Source organism: Pseudomonas sp. ADAK2 TE3594, assembly GCF_053628675.1.
In genome coordinates this window covers 2,339,953-2,353,521 of the sequence record NZ_JBRJGV010000001.1, presented here as the reverse complement: position 1 = coordinate 2,353,521, position 13,569 = coordinate 2,339,953, and the positions used below count along the sequence as shown (strand labels likewise).

Annotated in this window: 14 protein-coding genes; 7 read left to right on the top strand and 7 right to left on the bottom strand. The window is 58.5% G+C overall.

Annotated features, from left to right (window positions below; all coding sequences use genetic code 11):
* Window positions 1-62 precede the first annotated feature (62 nt).
* On the top strand, window positions 63-1,160 hold the full coding sequence (gene rimI / locus AB7M22_RS10735; protein ID WP_454186246.1) for a ribosomal protein S18-alanine N-acetyltransferase: 1,098 nt from the start codon (window positions 63-65) through the stop codon (window positions 1,158-1,160).
* Between the two features lie 106 nt (window positions 1,161-1,266).
* On the opposite strand, the gene AB7M22_RS10730 is transcribed toward rimI, so the two are convergent.
* Together AB7M22_RS10730 and AB7M22_RS10725 are read right to left on the bottom strand one after the other, a co-directional pair.
* Complete coding sequence (locus AB7M22_RS10730; protein ID WP_454186245.1) at window positions 1,267-2,418, bottom strand: PQQ-dependent sugar dehydrogenase; 1,152 nt, start codon at window positions 2,416-2,418, stop codon at window positions 1,267-1,269.
* A gap of 51 nt (window positions 2,419-2,469) precedes the next feature.
* Window positions 2,470-2,823 (bottom strand): hypothetical protein, encoded by a 354-nt coding sequence (locus tag AB7M22_RS10725; RefSeq protein WP_454186244.1) that lies wholly within the window; start codon window positions 2,821-2,823, stop codon window positions 2,470-2,472.
* Window positions 2,824-3,031: 208 nt separating this feature from the next.
* Between AB7M22_RS10725 and ku the strand changes: the two genes are divergently transcribed.
* Window positions 3,032-3,892, top strand: coding sequence for a non-homologous end joining protein Ku (gene ku / locus AB7M22_RS10720; protein WP_454188786.1), 861 nt, complete (start codon window positions 3,032-3,034; stop codon window positions 3,890-3,892).
* Window positions 3,893-4,053: 161 nt separating this feature from the next.
* On the opposite strand, the gene lpxO is transcribed toward ku, so the two are convergent.
* Complete coding sequence (gene lpxO / locus AB7M22_RS10715) at window positions 4,054-4,953, bottom strand: lipid A hydroxylase LpxO (RefSeq protein ID WP_454186243.1); 900 nt, start codon at window positions 4,951-4,953, stop codon at window positions 4,054-4,056.
* Between the two features lie 382 nt (window positions 4,954-5,335).
* Here lpxO and AB7M22_RS10710 point away from each other — a divergent pair, with 382 nt between their 5' ends.
* The gene (locus AB7M22_RS10710) at window positions 5,336-5,542 is read left to right on the top strand and encodes a hypothetical protein (RefSeq protein WP_454186242.1); all 207 of its coding nucleotides are present in this window, start codon (window positions 5,336-5,338) and stop codon (window positions 5,540-5,542) included.
* 84 nt (window positions 5,543-5,626) lie between these two features.
* On the opposite strand, the gene AB7M22_RS10705 is transcribed toward AB7M22_RS10710, so the two are convergent.
* Together AB7M22_RS10705 and AB7M22_RS10700 are read right to left on the bottom strand one after the other, a co-directional pair.
* A complete protein-coding gene (locus AB7M22_RS10705) occupies window positions 5,627-5,968 on the bottom strand; it encodes a hypothetical protein (protein WP_454186241.1) in 342 nt (113 codons plus the stop codon).
* 137 nt (window positions 5,969-6,105) lie between these two features.
* A complete protein-coding gene (locus AB7M22_RS10700) occupies window positions 6,106-6,387 on the bottom strand; it encodes an excalibur calcium-binding domain-containing protein (protein WP_008015179.1) in 282 nt (93 codons plus the stop codon).
* 766 nt (window positions 6,388-7,153) lie between these two features.
* Between AB7M22_RS10700 and AB7M22_RS10695 the strand changes: the two genes are divergently transcribed.
* Window positions 7,154-8,743: an ABC-F family ATPase gene (locus tag AB7M22_RS10695; protein ID WP_080772150.1), complete on the top strand. Its 1,590-nt coding sequence runs from the start codon at window positions 7,154-7,156 to the stop codon at window positions 8,741-8,743.
* 248 nt (window positions 8,744-8,991) lie between these two features.
* Window positions 8,992-10,179 carry an MFS transporter gene (locus AB7M22_RS10690; protein WP_454186240.1) on the top strand — a complete coding sequence of 396 codons (1,188 nt, stop codon included), beginning with the start codon at window positions 8,992-8,994 and terminating at the stop codon, window positions 10,177-10,179.
* 171 nt (window positions 10,180-10,350) lie between these two features.
* Here AB7M22_RS10690 and AB7M22_RS10685 read toward each other — a convergent pair whose 3' ends face one another.
* Both AB7M22_RS10685 and AB7M22_RS10680 read right to left on the bottom strand, forming a co-directional pair.
* Window positions 10,351-11,388: an alpha/beta hydrolase family protein gene (locus AB7M22_RS10685; RefSeq protein WP_008010810.1), complete on the bottom strand. Its 1,038-nt coding sequence runs from the start codon at window positions 11,386-11,388 to the stop codon at window positions 10,351-10,353.
* Window positions 11,389-11,557: 169 nt separating this feature from the next.
* A complete protein-coding gene (locus AB7M22_RS10680) occupies window positions 11,558-12,169 on the bottom strand; it encodes an FMN-dependent NADH-azoreductase (protein WP_454186239.1) in 612 nt (203 codons plus the stop codon).
* A gap of 130 nt (window positions 12,170-12,299) precedes the next feature.
* Here AB7M22_RS10680 and AB7M22_RS10675 point away from each other — a divergent pair, with 130 nt between their 5' ends.
* Window positions 12,300-13,208 carry a LysR substrate-binding domain-containing protein gene (locus AB7M22_RS10675; protein ID WP_454186238.1) on the top strand — a complete coding sequence of 303 codons (909 nt, stop codon included), beginning with the start codon at window positions 12,300-12,302 and terminating at the stop codon, window positions 13,206-13,208.
* Window positions 13,205-13,564, top strand: coding sequence for an MmcQ/YjbR family DNA-binding protein (locus AB7M22_RS10670; protein ID WP_007897338.1), 360 nt, complete (start codon window positions 13,205-13,207; stop codon window positions 13,562-13,564). The genes AB7M22_RS10675 and AB7M22_RS10670 overlap by 4 nt, the downstream gene beginning before the upstream one ends.
* Window positions 13,565-13,569 lie beyond the last annotated feature (5 nt).

Sequence of the window (13,569 nt, the reverse complement as noted above, 5' to 3'; positions counted from 1 at the left end):
TCCTATTAAGCACGAACTTTTTTTAAAGTCCCGTTTCGTTACGCAACTTTTACGGCGGTCATATGAATCCTGTTTTTCGCTTGGCGGTAGTTGAAGACATACCGGCACTGCTGGCACTCGAACAGCAATGTTTCACCACGGACCGGCTCAACAGCCGCAGTTTTCAATGGATGATCATTCGAGCTCACGGGCAACTGCTGGTGGCCCAACGTGGCGAGCAATTAGTGGGCTATGCGGTGGTGCTGTTCCACCGGGGCACTTCATTGGCGCGCCTGTACTCGATTGCGATAGCCCTTGATGCTCGCGGCAGTGGACTGGGCAAGCAGTTGCTCGAACGTGTCGAGGCCTGCGCCATTGAGCATGACTGCGCCTACCTGCGGCTGGAAGTGCGCATCGACAATCCAACGGCGATTGCTCTGTATGAGCGTAACGGCTACCGGCGTTTCGCGCTGATTCACGACTATTACCAGGACCATGCCGACGCGCTGCGCCTGGAAAAACGTATCCTCCAGCACCGCGATTCACGCAACATCAAGGTGCCTTACTACCCGCAGACCACCGAGTTCACCTGTGGCCCTGCCTGCCTGCTGATGGCCATGGGCGCGCTGCAAGACGATCGAACGCTGGAGCGAGGCGAAGAACTGCAAATCTGGCGCGAGGCGACCACGGTGTTCATGACGTCTGGCCACGGTGGCTGCAGCCCTCAAGGTCTGGCGCTGGCAGCGTGGCGGCGTGGCTTTCGGGTGCGGCTGCAACTGAGCATGGCCGGGCCGCTGTTTCTCGACGGCGTGCGCGATGCTCATAAAAAAGACGTAATGCGCCTGGTACACGAGGCGTTCACGGCGCAGTTGCAAGCCACCGACGTGGAACGAATGATCGGCGGACCACTGGATCTGCCACGGTTACTGCACGATGGCGGACAGCCGCTGGTATTGATCAGCAGCTATCGCCTGACCCGTTCCAAGGCGCCACACTGGGTGATCGTCACCGATTGCGATGAAGAGTTCGTCTACCTGCACGATCCGGATGTGGATCACAGCCAGCATCGTCAGCCGATGGACTGCCAGCACTTGCCGGTCAGCCATGGGGAATTCGACAAAATGTGCAGTTTTGGGCGAGGCAAGCTGCGGGCTGCGGTGATTCTCTATCGGTGTGAGTAAACCTGTGGCGAGGGAGCATGCTCCCGTTCGAGTGCGAAGCAGTCGATTGCATGGGGGCGCTTCGCACCCCGACGGGAGCAAGCTCCCTCGCCACAGGACTTTTGCGTTACTTCAGGCCAAGCTTGTACAGCCCCCCGTCATCTTCATCGGTCAGTATATACAAATAACCATCCGGTCCCTGCCGCACATCGCGAATCCGTTTGTTGAGCTCACCCAACAACCGCTCTTCGTGAACAACCCTGTCGCCTTCGAACTGCAGGCGAATCAGCTCCTGATTCACCAATGCCCCGATAAACACATTGTGCTGCCAGGCCTTGAAGCGATCGCCATCGTAGAAAGCCATGCCGCTGAGGCCAGGGGATTTTTCCCAGACGTGGTGCGGGCCCACGGTGCCTTCGGCGGTTTCGCCCTTGGCTTCCGGGATCGGCAGGCCGGAATAGTTGATGCCGTGGGTTGCCAGCGGCCAGCCGTAGTTCTTGCCTCGTTCGATGATGTTGATCTCGTCACCGCCCTGGGGGCCGTGCTCGTTTTCCCAGAGCGTGCCGCTCCAGGGGTTGAGCGCCGCGCCTTGCGGGTTGCGATGGCCGTAGGACCAGATTTCCGGGCGAACGCCTTTTTGCCCGACAAAGGGATTGTCCTTCGGCACCTTGCCGTCCGGATAGAGCCGCACGATCTTGCCTTGCAGCTTGTCGAGGTCCTGCGCCGTGGGCCGGTCGTTATTCTCGCCCAGGGTGATGAACAGATAACCGTCGCGGTCGAACACCAGTCGCGAACCGAAGTGATTGCCGACCGAGAGCTTGGGCTCCTGACGGAAGATCACCCTGAAATCCTTGATGGCCGTCAGGTCTTCCGACAACCGTCCGCGACCGACCGCCGTGCCGGCCTTGCCGCCCTCACCGCCGCCTTCGGCGTAAGACAGATAGACCATGCGGTCTTGTTTGAAGTCGGGCGACAACACCACGTCGAGCAATCCGCCTTGCCCCTTGGCCCAGACCTGAGGCACGCCGCTGAGCGGGCCCGAGAGTTTGCCGTCGGCGCTGACCAGCCGCAGGTTGCCGGGCCGCTCGGTCACCAGCATCCCTTGACGGTCGGGCAGAAACGCCAGCGCCCAAGGGTGTTCCAGGCCTTTAACGATGGGCGTGAGCTCAAGGGTGCCTTGCTCGCTTTTCATATCCTGTGTCGGCGCCGCGAAAACGGGCGCCGTGACTGTAAATAATGCGCTGGCACAGAAGGTGGCCAAGAGGGTTTTACGCAACATGCACGATTCCTTTTGTCGTCAAAATGGCTGGCAAGACCTCTGTCCTGCCGTTCAACGGTAGTTGCGGTTCGAGTCCCGGGACGGTGGATTGGGAATGAATTTCGGTTGGCTGGTGGGCGCCGGTCGATCTTGCGGATAGCGGTTGCCGATACCGCCGTTATCGAGCGTTGGCGGTCGTGGCACAGGCACCGTGTTGGGCCCGCGGATTACCGGGATGTTGGGTTGTGTGCCTTGCATGCTGTTGGGATTGGCCCGGCGAATCGGGCTGTTGTAGGGATTGTTGTTGCTTCCCGGCAGGTTCTGCGCCAGCAGCAAGGGCGAGGACGGCGATGCGGCGTCTGCCAGAGCCAAAGGGCTTAGCACGCCACTCAATATCGCGATGACGCCGAGCACACATCGGTTCATGAGGACCTCTCTAAATGAGCGTGCCACGCTTCATGGATGAATAGAGCCACGCTACGCCCAGGGTTCGGATTTGTTAACTAAAACCTCCCCCACAGATGTAACACGAGTTAACCGCACCGCCGATCCGTCCGCAGGCTCGGGGCGCTGCAGACTGAAACTTTTGCCCTCGGCCACAGGTCACCAGAACATCAACGACGAGATCATGACGATGGCACGGGCAATCTGGAAAGGCGCAATCAGTTTCGGCCTGGTGCACATTCCCGTTGCGCTGGTTTCGGCGACGTCTTCGCGCGGGATCGACTTCAACTGGCTCGACAGCCGCAGCATGGACCCGGTCGGCTACAAGCGCATCAACAAGGTCACCGGCAAGGAAGTCACCCAAGAGCACATCGTCAAAGGGATCGAGTACGAAAAAGGACGTTACGTGGTGCTCAGTGAAGAGGAGATTCGCTCGGCTCATCCACTGTCGACCCAAACCATCGACATTTTCGCCTTTGTCGGCAGCGAGCAGATCCCCCTGCAAAACATCGACACGCCCTACTACCTCGCGCCGGACAAACGCGGCGGCAAGGTCTATGCGCTGTTGCGCGAAACCCTCAGCAAAACCGACAAGGTCGCCCTGGCCCGTGTGGTGCTGCACTCACGCCAACACTTGGCCGCCCTCATGCCGCTGGAGTCTGCCATGGTGCTGGTAATGCTGCGCTGGCCCGCCGAAGTGCACAGCCTGGATCAACTGGAGCTGGGCAGTGAAGTGACCAAGCCGGATCTGGCCAAAGGTGAGCTGGAGATGGCCAAACGGCTGGTGGAGGACATGAGTGCCGACTGGACGCCCGAAGAGTACCGCGACAGCTTCGAAGACAAGATCATGGCGCTGGTCGAGAAGAAGGCGAATGAAGGCAAGATCGAAGATGTCGAAACCGTGACGGGTGAAGAGGTGCGTAAAACCGCCGATGTTATTGATCTGACCGAACTGCTCAAACGCAGTCTTGGTGGCAAGGGCGGCGGTAAAGGCTCGGCAAAAGCCAAAACGAGCGCAGACAAAAAAGCCACGAAGCATTCTCGCGGCTGACGGGTCACAGTAGCATTCATAAATTATGCGGTGAAAATACCGGCCTCTTCGCGGGCAAGCCCGCTCCCACAGGTTCGGCGGCGTTCGCAAAATTTGTATTCGACGCGGACACTGTGGGAGCGGGCTTGCCCGCGATGGCGTCATGCGCCACAACGCAACACTCAGATCAAAACAAAAATCGCCAACAACCCAGCAAAAATCGCCCACTTCTCCAAGTAGTAGCGAGTGCGGTTACGCTTCTTGAGCGCTTTGCCGCGCAGGCGAATTTTGTAGATTTTGGCGAACAAGCGGTTGATGCCGCCGACCTTGTCGCCCGCATCGTTCGGCGCGCCCGCCGCCGCCATCACTGTACGGCTGAACCAACGGTTGAACGCCGCCGCCCAGCGATACCTCATCGGCCGCTCGATGTCACAGAACAGAATGATGCGGTTCTGCGCAGTGGTGTTTTCGGCGTAGTGAATGAAGGTCTCATCGAACATCACGGCCTCGCCGTCGCGCCAATAGTAGTTCTCACCGTCGACGTTGATGTAGCAACCGGCATCGTTCGGCGTTTCCAGCCCCAAGTGATAACGGTAAGAACCGGCATAAGGATCGCGGTGACGGACCAGTTTCGAACCCGGCGGCAGTTCGGCGAACATCGCGGCCTTGATCGAGCCGATGCTTTGCACCAGTTCAGTCGTACGCGGGCAGAGCTTTGCGGCCGACGGGTGACTGTCGCCGTACCATTTGAGATAGAAACGTTTCCAGCCACTTTTGAAAAACGAATTGAAACCAACGTCGTCATACTGATTCGAACGCTTGATCTCCCCGGCCTTGAGCAGATTCTGGCCTTCGGCGCGAATCTCTTCCCAATGAGCCTGCAAAGGGCTCAAGTCGGGAAAGTCTGCCGGATTGAGATAAGGCTTATTGGGCGTTTTCGAGAACAGATAAAGGAAGCAATTGATCGGCGCCAGAAACGTCGAGTGATCGCTCAGTTGGCGGCCTAAATTGTGGCGCACCTTACCGCGCAAGTGAACATACGCGATGGAGATGACATAAATAGCGGCAATGATAAGTTTCACGAAAATCGTCACACGTCAGAAATGAACAAACTGCGTCCCGATGGCGCGTTCTTGAGCCATGCCGGCGGTCGGCATGGGGTCGAAAAATGGCATTTTAGCCACACTTTGTAACTAATAGTTAACCTTCAACTGTGAAAATGTGTCCACGCATTAGTAGCGCGGGTCGGCAGGTAATGCGAACCGCTCTCCCGATAGTAGCCTCCTGCCATACCATCATCCGTCGAATATGTAAACACGACACTCAATACGCGGCCCCGTCTGGCTTAGGCTTTGCAAAGGCGGGACCTAGCAGCCCCAGAACGACGTAATTCTGACGCGGCGGCAATTAAATTAACGCTTAGGACTCCAGCGATACGCTTGGTCAGTCACCGGGAGATGTAACGTGTCAACTCTCAATGAAATCGCAGCGAACCACGCGAGAATGGCTAAGGCAAAAGAAGAAGAGTCGACCGGGCTGAATGAGCGACACCTTCAAATAGTGGGAAGTTTCGAAATTCCCTCTATGGATGAACAACAACACATTCCACTGCACCTCATTATTGGAGGGCAGGATAACCATCTCGGACAAACCGCTGGGTATTTGCTCTGAGTCTCGACCTGGCCAGTCGCCGGCTTGTCGCACGTTGTTCAACGTGCGGCAATGCCAGACTGTCAACCGCTGCCAGCGAGTTGTTTACAGTGGGCAGACAGCGACAACTTTATAGTCACTGCCTGAAGAGGTGATCTGCACGGTCCAGCCTTGCGCAAAAACCAGATCGTGATGCTCGACGATGGCACTGATGACGGGGCAAAGCTTGCTGGCTTCTTCTGGAGAGCTGTCTACAGAGATATTGACCGAACGATCCTCGCTTGAGAACTCGGAGGCCTGAGTCAAGGCGTCGTTGCCATCCAGAATTTTGCAAAGCAATGAGGCGTTCTCAACGGACTCGTCTGTAGCGCCGGAGTAAGCACATTGAGCCGTTACAATCGTCAATAGAAAAAACAAACCTGTTGCGTATTTGTGTCTCACTTCCATGTTTCCTTGGGTTGGGGGAAGGAATACTAATCCATTAGCCGGTCAATAGTTTTGACGGCAGCCCTCTTCCCTCCAGCAACGCCCGCTGCACTGATACCGTCATTAAACCATTCGGCCTGACGCTGAGCGGCCAATAGTCATTGGCACCACTGCGACTCACAGGGGATGGCGTCGTTGTCACCGTCCATTTTCATTCCCGGGCAATTTTGCAGAAATTTCTTGGCCTCTGCGCACGAGGTCATCTGCGAACAATATTTGCGTCCATCACATTTGAATGGCGCTGAAACAGGCTTCGGCACAGTCACGACTCTAACGATTTCTTTGGGGGTCGATAGTTGAGCCGCAGCCCAGGACTGTAATTCAGGGGACAGCTTCCAAGCCAACAGACCCACAACAAGCATCACCAAAATCAGTTTCATTTTGATCCCCTTCATGATGAAAGTCCGCTTGCGCTCTCACGCCGCCTGCTTTCCAGCGTAATCCACTAATCCACTCACAGCCTGCCGGGGGAACGACGGGCGAGGAGCGTGTCTTGGGCGAGAACCAGGGAGAGTATCTGCGAGCCGCTATCGATCAGGTGATGGTCAGCGGTGATGACAACGAAGCGCCAGCGCGCTCGGAAACCCGGCCCCTGACGAAGAAGAATAGACCCCTCTCCACCTTCTGCCGTCATGCGCGGCAAAGGAGAGACGAGTCTGAATGGGTGCCCACCCTGACCAAGTGCTGGCCATTCAGCAATCCTTCTGAAACACACTAGGCCGGGCAAGCGGTGCTGACTTTACCCAGAGCCACGCCAAGTGTCCCGAACACAACGCTGAACAAAAATAACATTGAGGTGCGATCAAGGAGCTTCCCTGTGTTTGCCCGCCCTTCAGGATGAGCCAACCCATCAGACAGATCCCGGTTCTGCACAAACCGGGGCCAGACCTTGAAGAAGCGTGCGACACGTTATCGCCCACCGTACAACTGCCGTCACACTTATGCGACAATATGCACAATGTCTGGCATGAATCCCGCCTTTATTGCCCAACAGCTTGGACACCGCGTCCAGATGCTGCTCTCGACTTATGCGCGCTGGTTGAACTCTAGCGGTGACTGGGGAGAGATGGAAAGAAACTCCAGAACGCCCCAGGAATGGCCTAAGCGCCAATTGCGCAGCTCGCAACCCATTGATAGGTAAAGTAATTGATCTCCACAGCTAACATCACGATGCAGTTCGGCGCCAAGCCGCTATTCGAAAACGTTTCGGTCAAATTCGGCGCCGGTAACCGCTATGGCCTGATCGGCGCCAACGGTTGCGGCAAGTCGACCTTCATGAAAATTCTCGGTAACGACCTCGAGCCGTCCGGCGGCCAGGTCATGCTCGAGCCGAATGTGCGTCTGGGTAAACTGCGCCAGGACCAGTTCGCCTACGAAGAATTCACCGTGATCGACACCGTGATCATGGGTCACGAAGAGCTGTGGAAGGTCAAGGCCGAGCGCGACCGCATCTACTCGCTGCCGGAAATGACCGAAGAAGACGGCATGGCCGTGGCCGAGCTGGAAACCGAATTTGCCGAAATGGACGGCTACACCGCCGAATCCCGTGCCGGCGAGCTGTTGCTGGGCCTGGGTATCGGCATCGAGCAGCACTTCGGCCCGATGAGCGAAGTGTCTCCGGGCTGGAAACTGCGCGTGTTGCTGGCGCAGGCGCTGTTCTCCGATCCTGAAGTGCTGCTGCTCGACGAACCGACCAACCACCTGGACATCAACACCATCCGCTGGCTGGAAAACATTCTGACCCAGCGCTCCAGCCTGATGATCATCATCTCCCACGACCGTCACTTCCTGAACAGCGTGTGCACCCACATGGCTGACCTGGATTACGGCGAGCTGCGCCTGTTCCCGGGCAACTACGACGAGTACATGACCGTGGCGACCCAGTCCCGCGAGCAACTGCTGTCGGACAACGCCAAGAAGAAGGCACAAATTTCGGAACTGCAATCGTTCGTCAGCCGCTTCTCGGCCAACGCCTCGAAAGCCAAGCAAGCGACCTCCCGCGCCAAGGCGATCGACAAGATCCAACTGGCCGAAGTCAAGCCTTCGAGCCGTGTGAGCCCGTTCATCCGTTTCGAGCAAACCAAGAAGCTGCACCGTCAGGCAGTCATCGTTGAGCGCATGGCCAAAGGCTTCGACGGCAAGACACTGTTCAAGGACTTCAGCTTCCAGGTTGAAGCCGGCGAGCGCGTGGCGATCATCGGCCCGAACGGTATCGGTAAAACCACCCTGCTGCGCACCCTGGTCAACGAACTGACCCCGGATGCCGGCACCGTGAAGTGGACCGACGCCGCTGAACTGGGCTACTACGCCCAGGACCACGCTCACGACTTCGAAGACGATTGCAACCTGTTCGACTGGATGGGCCAGTGGACCCAGGGCGGCGAGCAAATCGTTCGCGGCACCCTCGGCCGGATGCTGTTCTCCAACGACGAGATCCTCAAGTCGGTCAAGGTCATCTCCGGTGGTGAGCAAGGTCGCATGCTGTTCGGCAAGCTGATCCTGCAAAAGCCAAACGTGCTGATCATGGACGAACCGACCAACCACTTGGACATGGAATCCATCGAAGCGCTGAACCTGGCGCTGGAGAACTACCCGGGCACGCTGATCTTCGTCAGCCACGACCGTGAGTTCGTATCGTCCCTGGCCACCCGCATCATCGAGTTGAGCGCCGATGGCGTGATCGACTTCAGCGGCACCTATGACGACTACCTGCGTAGTCAGGGTGTGTTGATGTAAGACGGCTGCAAGCTTCAATCGAAAAGCCCTGTCCTGGTGACGGGGCTGATCGTTCCCACGCTCTGCGTGGGAATGCCGCCAGGGACGCTCCGCGTTCCCGCTTTGAAGGGTGACGCAGAGCGTCACGGGATGCATTCCCACGCAGAGCGTGGGAACGATCGCCAGGCCAATATAGTTAGCCTGCTTCCTTTTATTCCCCGCCCGCGCCATGATGCAGTTCTCCTACCGCCGCCCGCGAACGAGCTCCCATGTCTGTGCAGCAACTGCCCCCGCAAAGCTCCATGGCGATCACCCTGCAGATCGTCTCCATCGTTTTCTATACCTTTATTGCCTTCCTCTGCATCGGCCTGCCGATTGCGGTGTTGCCCGGGTATGTCCATGAACAATTGGGGTTCAGCGCCATCGTGGCGGGGCTGACCATTGGTTCTCAGTACCTGGCCACCCTGCTCAGCCGGCCCATGGCTGGACGTCTGTCGGACAGCATCGGCACCAAGCGGGCGATTGTTTACGGCTTGTCGGGGATTGCGTTGAGCGGCGTGCTGACATTGCTGTCGACCTTGCTGCAAGGTTTGCCGTTGTTGAGCCTGATCATCCTGATCGCTGGCCGCTTGTTGCTGGGCATCGCTCAAGGGTTGATCGGGGTCGGCACGATCAGTTGGTGCATGGGCCAGGTCGGTGCCGAGCACACGGCGCGTTCGATTTCCTGGAACGGGATCGCCTCCTACGGCGCCATCGCTATCGGCGCGCCGCTGGGGGTGGTGATGGTCGCTGAACTGGGGTTCGCCAGCCTCGGGATCGCGCTGTCGTTACTGGCCCTGCTGGCGTTGCTGTTGATCCGCAACAAACCTTCGGTGCCGGTGATTCGCGGCGAGCGGCTGCCATTCTGGGCAGTGTTCGGGCGCATTGCTCCCTTCGGCGCGAGCCTGAGCCTGGCATCCATCGGTTACGGCACGCTCACTACCTTTATTACCCTGTATTACGTCAGCCTTGGCTGGACCGGCGCGGCTTATTGCCTGACGGTATTCGGGGTCTGTTTCATTCTGGCGCGGTTGTTGTTCATCTCCAGCATCAGCCGTTTCGGCGGCTTCACCTCCGCCATCGCCTGCATGACCATTGAAACCGTGGGGCTGGTCCTGCTGTGGCTGGCGCCCTCGACGGGTTATGCCTTGATCGGCGCCGGGCTGACCGGGTTCGGCCTGTCGCTGGTGTATCCGGCGCTGGGGGTGGAAGCCATCAAGCAAGTACCCAATTCCAGTCGCGGAGCGGGTTTGAGTGCCTATGCGGTGTTTTTCGATCTGGCACTGGCGATTGCCGGACCGCTGATGGGCGCAGTGGCGTTGAACCTGGGGTATTCGTGGATTTTCTTTAGTGCGGCGTTGTTGTCGGTGACCGGACTCGGTTTGACCTTAATACTGAAACACCGCGCAATGGCCTGACACACCTGCAATCCCCTGTGGGAGCGAGCCTGTGGCGAGGGGGCTTGCCCCCGTTGGGCTGCGAAGCAGTCCCCAAATCTCTGATGTACCAAAAATTTTGTGAGTGCTACGCACTCAAACGGGGGCAAGCCCCCTCGCCACAGGCTCGATCCCACAAGAGGTCCGGGGAGTTTATTGATCCGCGGTTTGCATCCCGGCGCGGGTGGGTTTGCCCAAGGCATGGGAGAAGAACCGTCCGGCTTCGGAGATCATGTTGCGGTGAATATCCTTGCGGTCGACGCCGTCGGCATCGGTGCACAGTGCCGGCATGGCGGCGATCTGTTCTTCGTTGCACGGCGCCAGGAACACGAAGTGCCCTGCCCCGGCCAGCAGTTTGAAGTCCGGTGCGGTCGGTAGTTTGCGCGCAAGCGCTGCGGCGTTTTTGTCGAACGCCACCAGTTTGTCGCCATCGCCGCTGTATAGCAGCACCGGCACATGCACGTCGGCCAGGGTATGGCGGCCGAACTTCAGACTCAGCGGCGCCATCAGCAGCAAGGCATGCACGCGCGGGTCTGCCACTGGCTGCAAGTCATCGCGGTCGACGATCAGTTCGCCCTGCGTGTTGCAGGCATCGTGATCATCCGGGCGCTCCTGGCAATAACGGCGCAGACGATCCAGATCCGGGGTGGCACCGGACAGGATCAACGCAGTCTCACCGCCCGCCGAATAGCCAATCACACCGACCTGTTCGGCATTGACGAAGGGCGCGAGCATCCGGTCGCTGAGTGTCGCGGTAATGGCTTCGGAAATCTGGATCGGCCGACCATAAAGGTTGCTCAAGGTGCCGAGGCGGCTATGGTCTTTGGAGTTGTCGCCGGGATGGATCACCGCCACCACCACGAAACCCTTGCGCGCCAATGAGGTAGCGAGGTCGTGCAGGGCCAGCGGGGTTCCGGTGTTGCCGTGGGACAGCATCAGCATCGGGAAACGTCCGATGGCGACTTTGGTGTCTTCACCGGCTTCGACCGTGTAGCCCTCGAGCGTGCTGGAATGTTCCCTTTCACTGGACGGGTAAAAGGCAATGGCGCGCATCGGCTGCAAGTCCAGCGGATCGAGGAACGTCATCTCATGGAAGCCGACGCTCCAGTGAGGATGCGGCGCAGGCGCGGCGTGCACTGAATTCAGGCTGCCGAGCAGGCAAATCAGTAGCGTTGCACAAAGACGCGCCATGGGATGCCCCACCTTGTTACCTGACCGCAGATGTTAAGCCTCGGGTGCATAACCTGGGCCAGAAACTGATCACCGCCAGAAACAAAAAACTCCGTACCTGGCCATCACGATGACCAGAATACAGAGTTTCAAGGGTATTGCCCGAGCTGTTTACGACTTTACGCAAGCCTTACGCGGCAGCGAACAATTGCTCGCTGATGTGCGCCTGGGCGTCGCTCATGGCTTTAGTGCGCACTTCATCACCGTAGGCCAGGCCATGGGCGCGGACGAACTCGATGTCGGTGATGCCGATGAAGCCAAACAGCACCTTCAAGTAGTCTTCGTGAGCAGTGCCGGTTGGTTGGCCAACATGCAAACCGCCAGACGTCGAAACGATGACTACTTTCTTGCCGCCGCACAGGCCTTCAGGGCCGGCTTCGGTGTAGCGGAAAGTCTGACCGGCCACGGCGATGCGGTCGATCCAGGCCTTGAGCTGGGTCGGAATGGTGAAGTTGTACATTGGCGCTGCAATCACCACGGCATCGGCGGCGAGGAATTCGGCCAGGGTCTGCGCGCTCAGCTCGGCTTCGTGTTGTTGCGCGGCGTTGCGCAGCTCAGCGGCGGTACCGGCGGCAACCAGGGTGGTGGCGGAGAAATGGCTGATGGCATCGGCAGCCAGGTCGCGGTAAGTCACCGCTACGCCAGGCTCGGCGGTTTGCCAGGCTTTGACGACTTCGCCGCTCAACTGACGGGAAGCCGAGTTGTCACCCAGAATGCTCGAATCGATATGCAGTAATTTCATGTGGGATCTCCAAGGTGAGGATCGCCACCCGGCGATCTGATGGAGACAATCCTATCGACGAAACCAATAGCTGATTAGTCAGCAACAATGCGATAGTTCGTCTCACTGATAGAACAATCGGATTTGAATCATGCAAGACCTTAACGACCTCTATTACTTCGCCAAGGTGGTCGACGCCGGCGGTTTCGCAGCGGCCGGGCGTTTGCTGGGGATTCCCAAGTCCCGGTTGTCGCGACGCATTGCCGAGCTGGAAGAGCGCCTGGGCGCGCGCCTGCTGCAACGCACTACCCGCCAACTCAACCTGACCGCCGTAGGCGAGCGCTACCTGCGGCACTGTCAGGCGATGCTGCTGGAAGCCGAGATGGCCGACGAAGCGGTGGCCAGCATGTCCAGTGAACCCCGGGGACGACTGCGGGTGTCCTGCCCTGTCGGGTTGGCCCACGAAGTGCTGCCGGGAATAATCAGTAACTTTCTGGAGAAGTTTCCGCAGGTGCAACTGGAGGTGATGCTGCTCAACCGCCGGGTTGATCTGGTGACCGAAGGCGTCGATGTCGCCTTGAGAGTGCGGGATCTGGGTGATGAAGATCCATTGCTGGTCACCCGCCGCCTGCGTCAGGCACAGACCGTCATGGTCGCCAGCCCGGCGTTTCTTCGCGAGCGGCAGATCAAAACCCCGGACGACTTGAAAAACGTACCGATACTGGGCGCCCTGGAAGCCGATCGGCTGGTGCATCTGCGGATGCTCGACCAGCATGGCAAGGCCTGTGAAATGACATTCGAAGCCCGATTGGGAGTCGATGATTTTCTCGTGCGCAAGGCTTGTACCCTGTCCGGGCTGGGCTTTACCGTGCTGCCCATGATGTATTGCGAGCAGGAGCTGGAAAACGGCACGCTGGTGCAACTGTTGCCCGACTGGTCATTGCCAGGCGGCTGGCTGCAAGCCGTCTACCCTCATCGACGCGGGGTGATGCCAGCGGTGCGCGCCTGGATCGACCATTTGATCGAATCATTCAATGCTTGTGGGGACAGACTGTTATGAAAGCGCGATTAATGAGCGAAGAGGACGTCGCGCAATTTTGCCTGGCGCTGCCTGGTGCGCGGGAGGACTACAAGTGGGGTGGCGTGCGGGTGTTTTCGATTGCCGGGAACAAGATGTTCGCTTTGCAAAACCTGCGCGGACAGTCCCTGGCTTTCAAGGTCGACAAGGACCTGTTCCTGGGCCACTGCGACCGGCCGGGCATTCACCCGGCGCCGTATCTGGCCCGGGCCCAGTGGGTCATCATGGAAACGCCCTACCCGCTGGGCACCGAAGAACTGCAAGGCTTGCTGCAACGCTCCCACCAATTGGTGGTGAGCAAGTTGCCCAAGCGCACGCAGGTCGGCTTATTGCTTTGAAGCGC

Excerpts from the sequence above, each read along its gene's own strand:
- rimI (WP_454186246.1), top strand. The coding sequence starts at position 63 with ATGAATCCTGTTTTTCGCTTGGCGGTAGTTGAAGACATACCGGCACTG.
- AB7M22_RS10730 (WP_454186245.1), bottom strand. The coding sequence starts at position 2,418 with ATGTTGCGTAAAACCCTCTTGGCCACCTTCTGTGCCAGCGCATTATTT.
- AB7M22_RS10725 (WP_454186244.1), bottom strand. The coding sequence starts at position 2,823 with ATGAACCGATGTGTGCTCGGCGTCATCGCGATATTGAGTGGCGTGCTA.
- ku (WP_454188786.1), top strand. The coding sequence starts at position 3,032 with ATGGCACGGGCAATCTGGAAAGGCGCAATCAGTTTCGGCCTGGTGCAC.
- AB7M22_RS10705 (WP_454186241.1), bottom strand. The coding sequence starts at position 5,968 with ATGGAAGTGAGACACAAATACGCAACAGGTTTGTTTTTTCTATTGACG.
- AB7M22_RS10700 (WP_008015179.1), bottom strand. The coding sequence starts at position 6,387 with ATGAAACTGATTTTGGTGATGCTTGTTGTGGGTCTGTTGGCTTGGAAG.
- AB7M22_RS10690 (WP_454186240.1), top strand. The coding sequence starts at position 8,992 with ATGTCTGTGCAGCAACTGCCCCCGCAAAGCTCCATGGCGATCACCCTG.
- AB7M22_RS10685 (WP_008010810.1), bottom strand. The coding sequence starts at position 11,388 with ATGGCGCGTCTTTGTGCAACGCTACTGATTTGCCTGCTCGGCAGCCTG.
- AB7M22_RS10680 (WP_454186239.1), bottom strand. The coding sequence starts at position 12,169 with ATGAAATTACTGCATATCGATTCGAGCATTCTGGGTGACAACTCGGCT.
- AB7M22_RS10675 (WP_454186238.1), top strand. The coding sequence starts at position 12,300 with ATGCAAGACCTTAACGACCTCTATTACTTCGCCAAGGTGGTCGACGCC.
- AB7M22_RS10670 (WP_007897338.1), top strand. The coding sequence starts at position 13,205 with ATGAAAGCGCGATTAATGAGCGAAGAGGACGTCGCGCAATTTTGCCTG.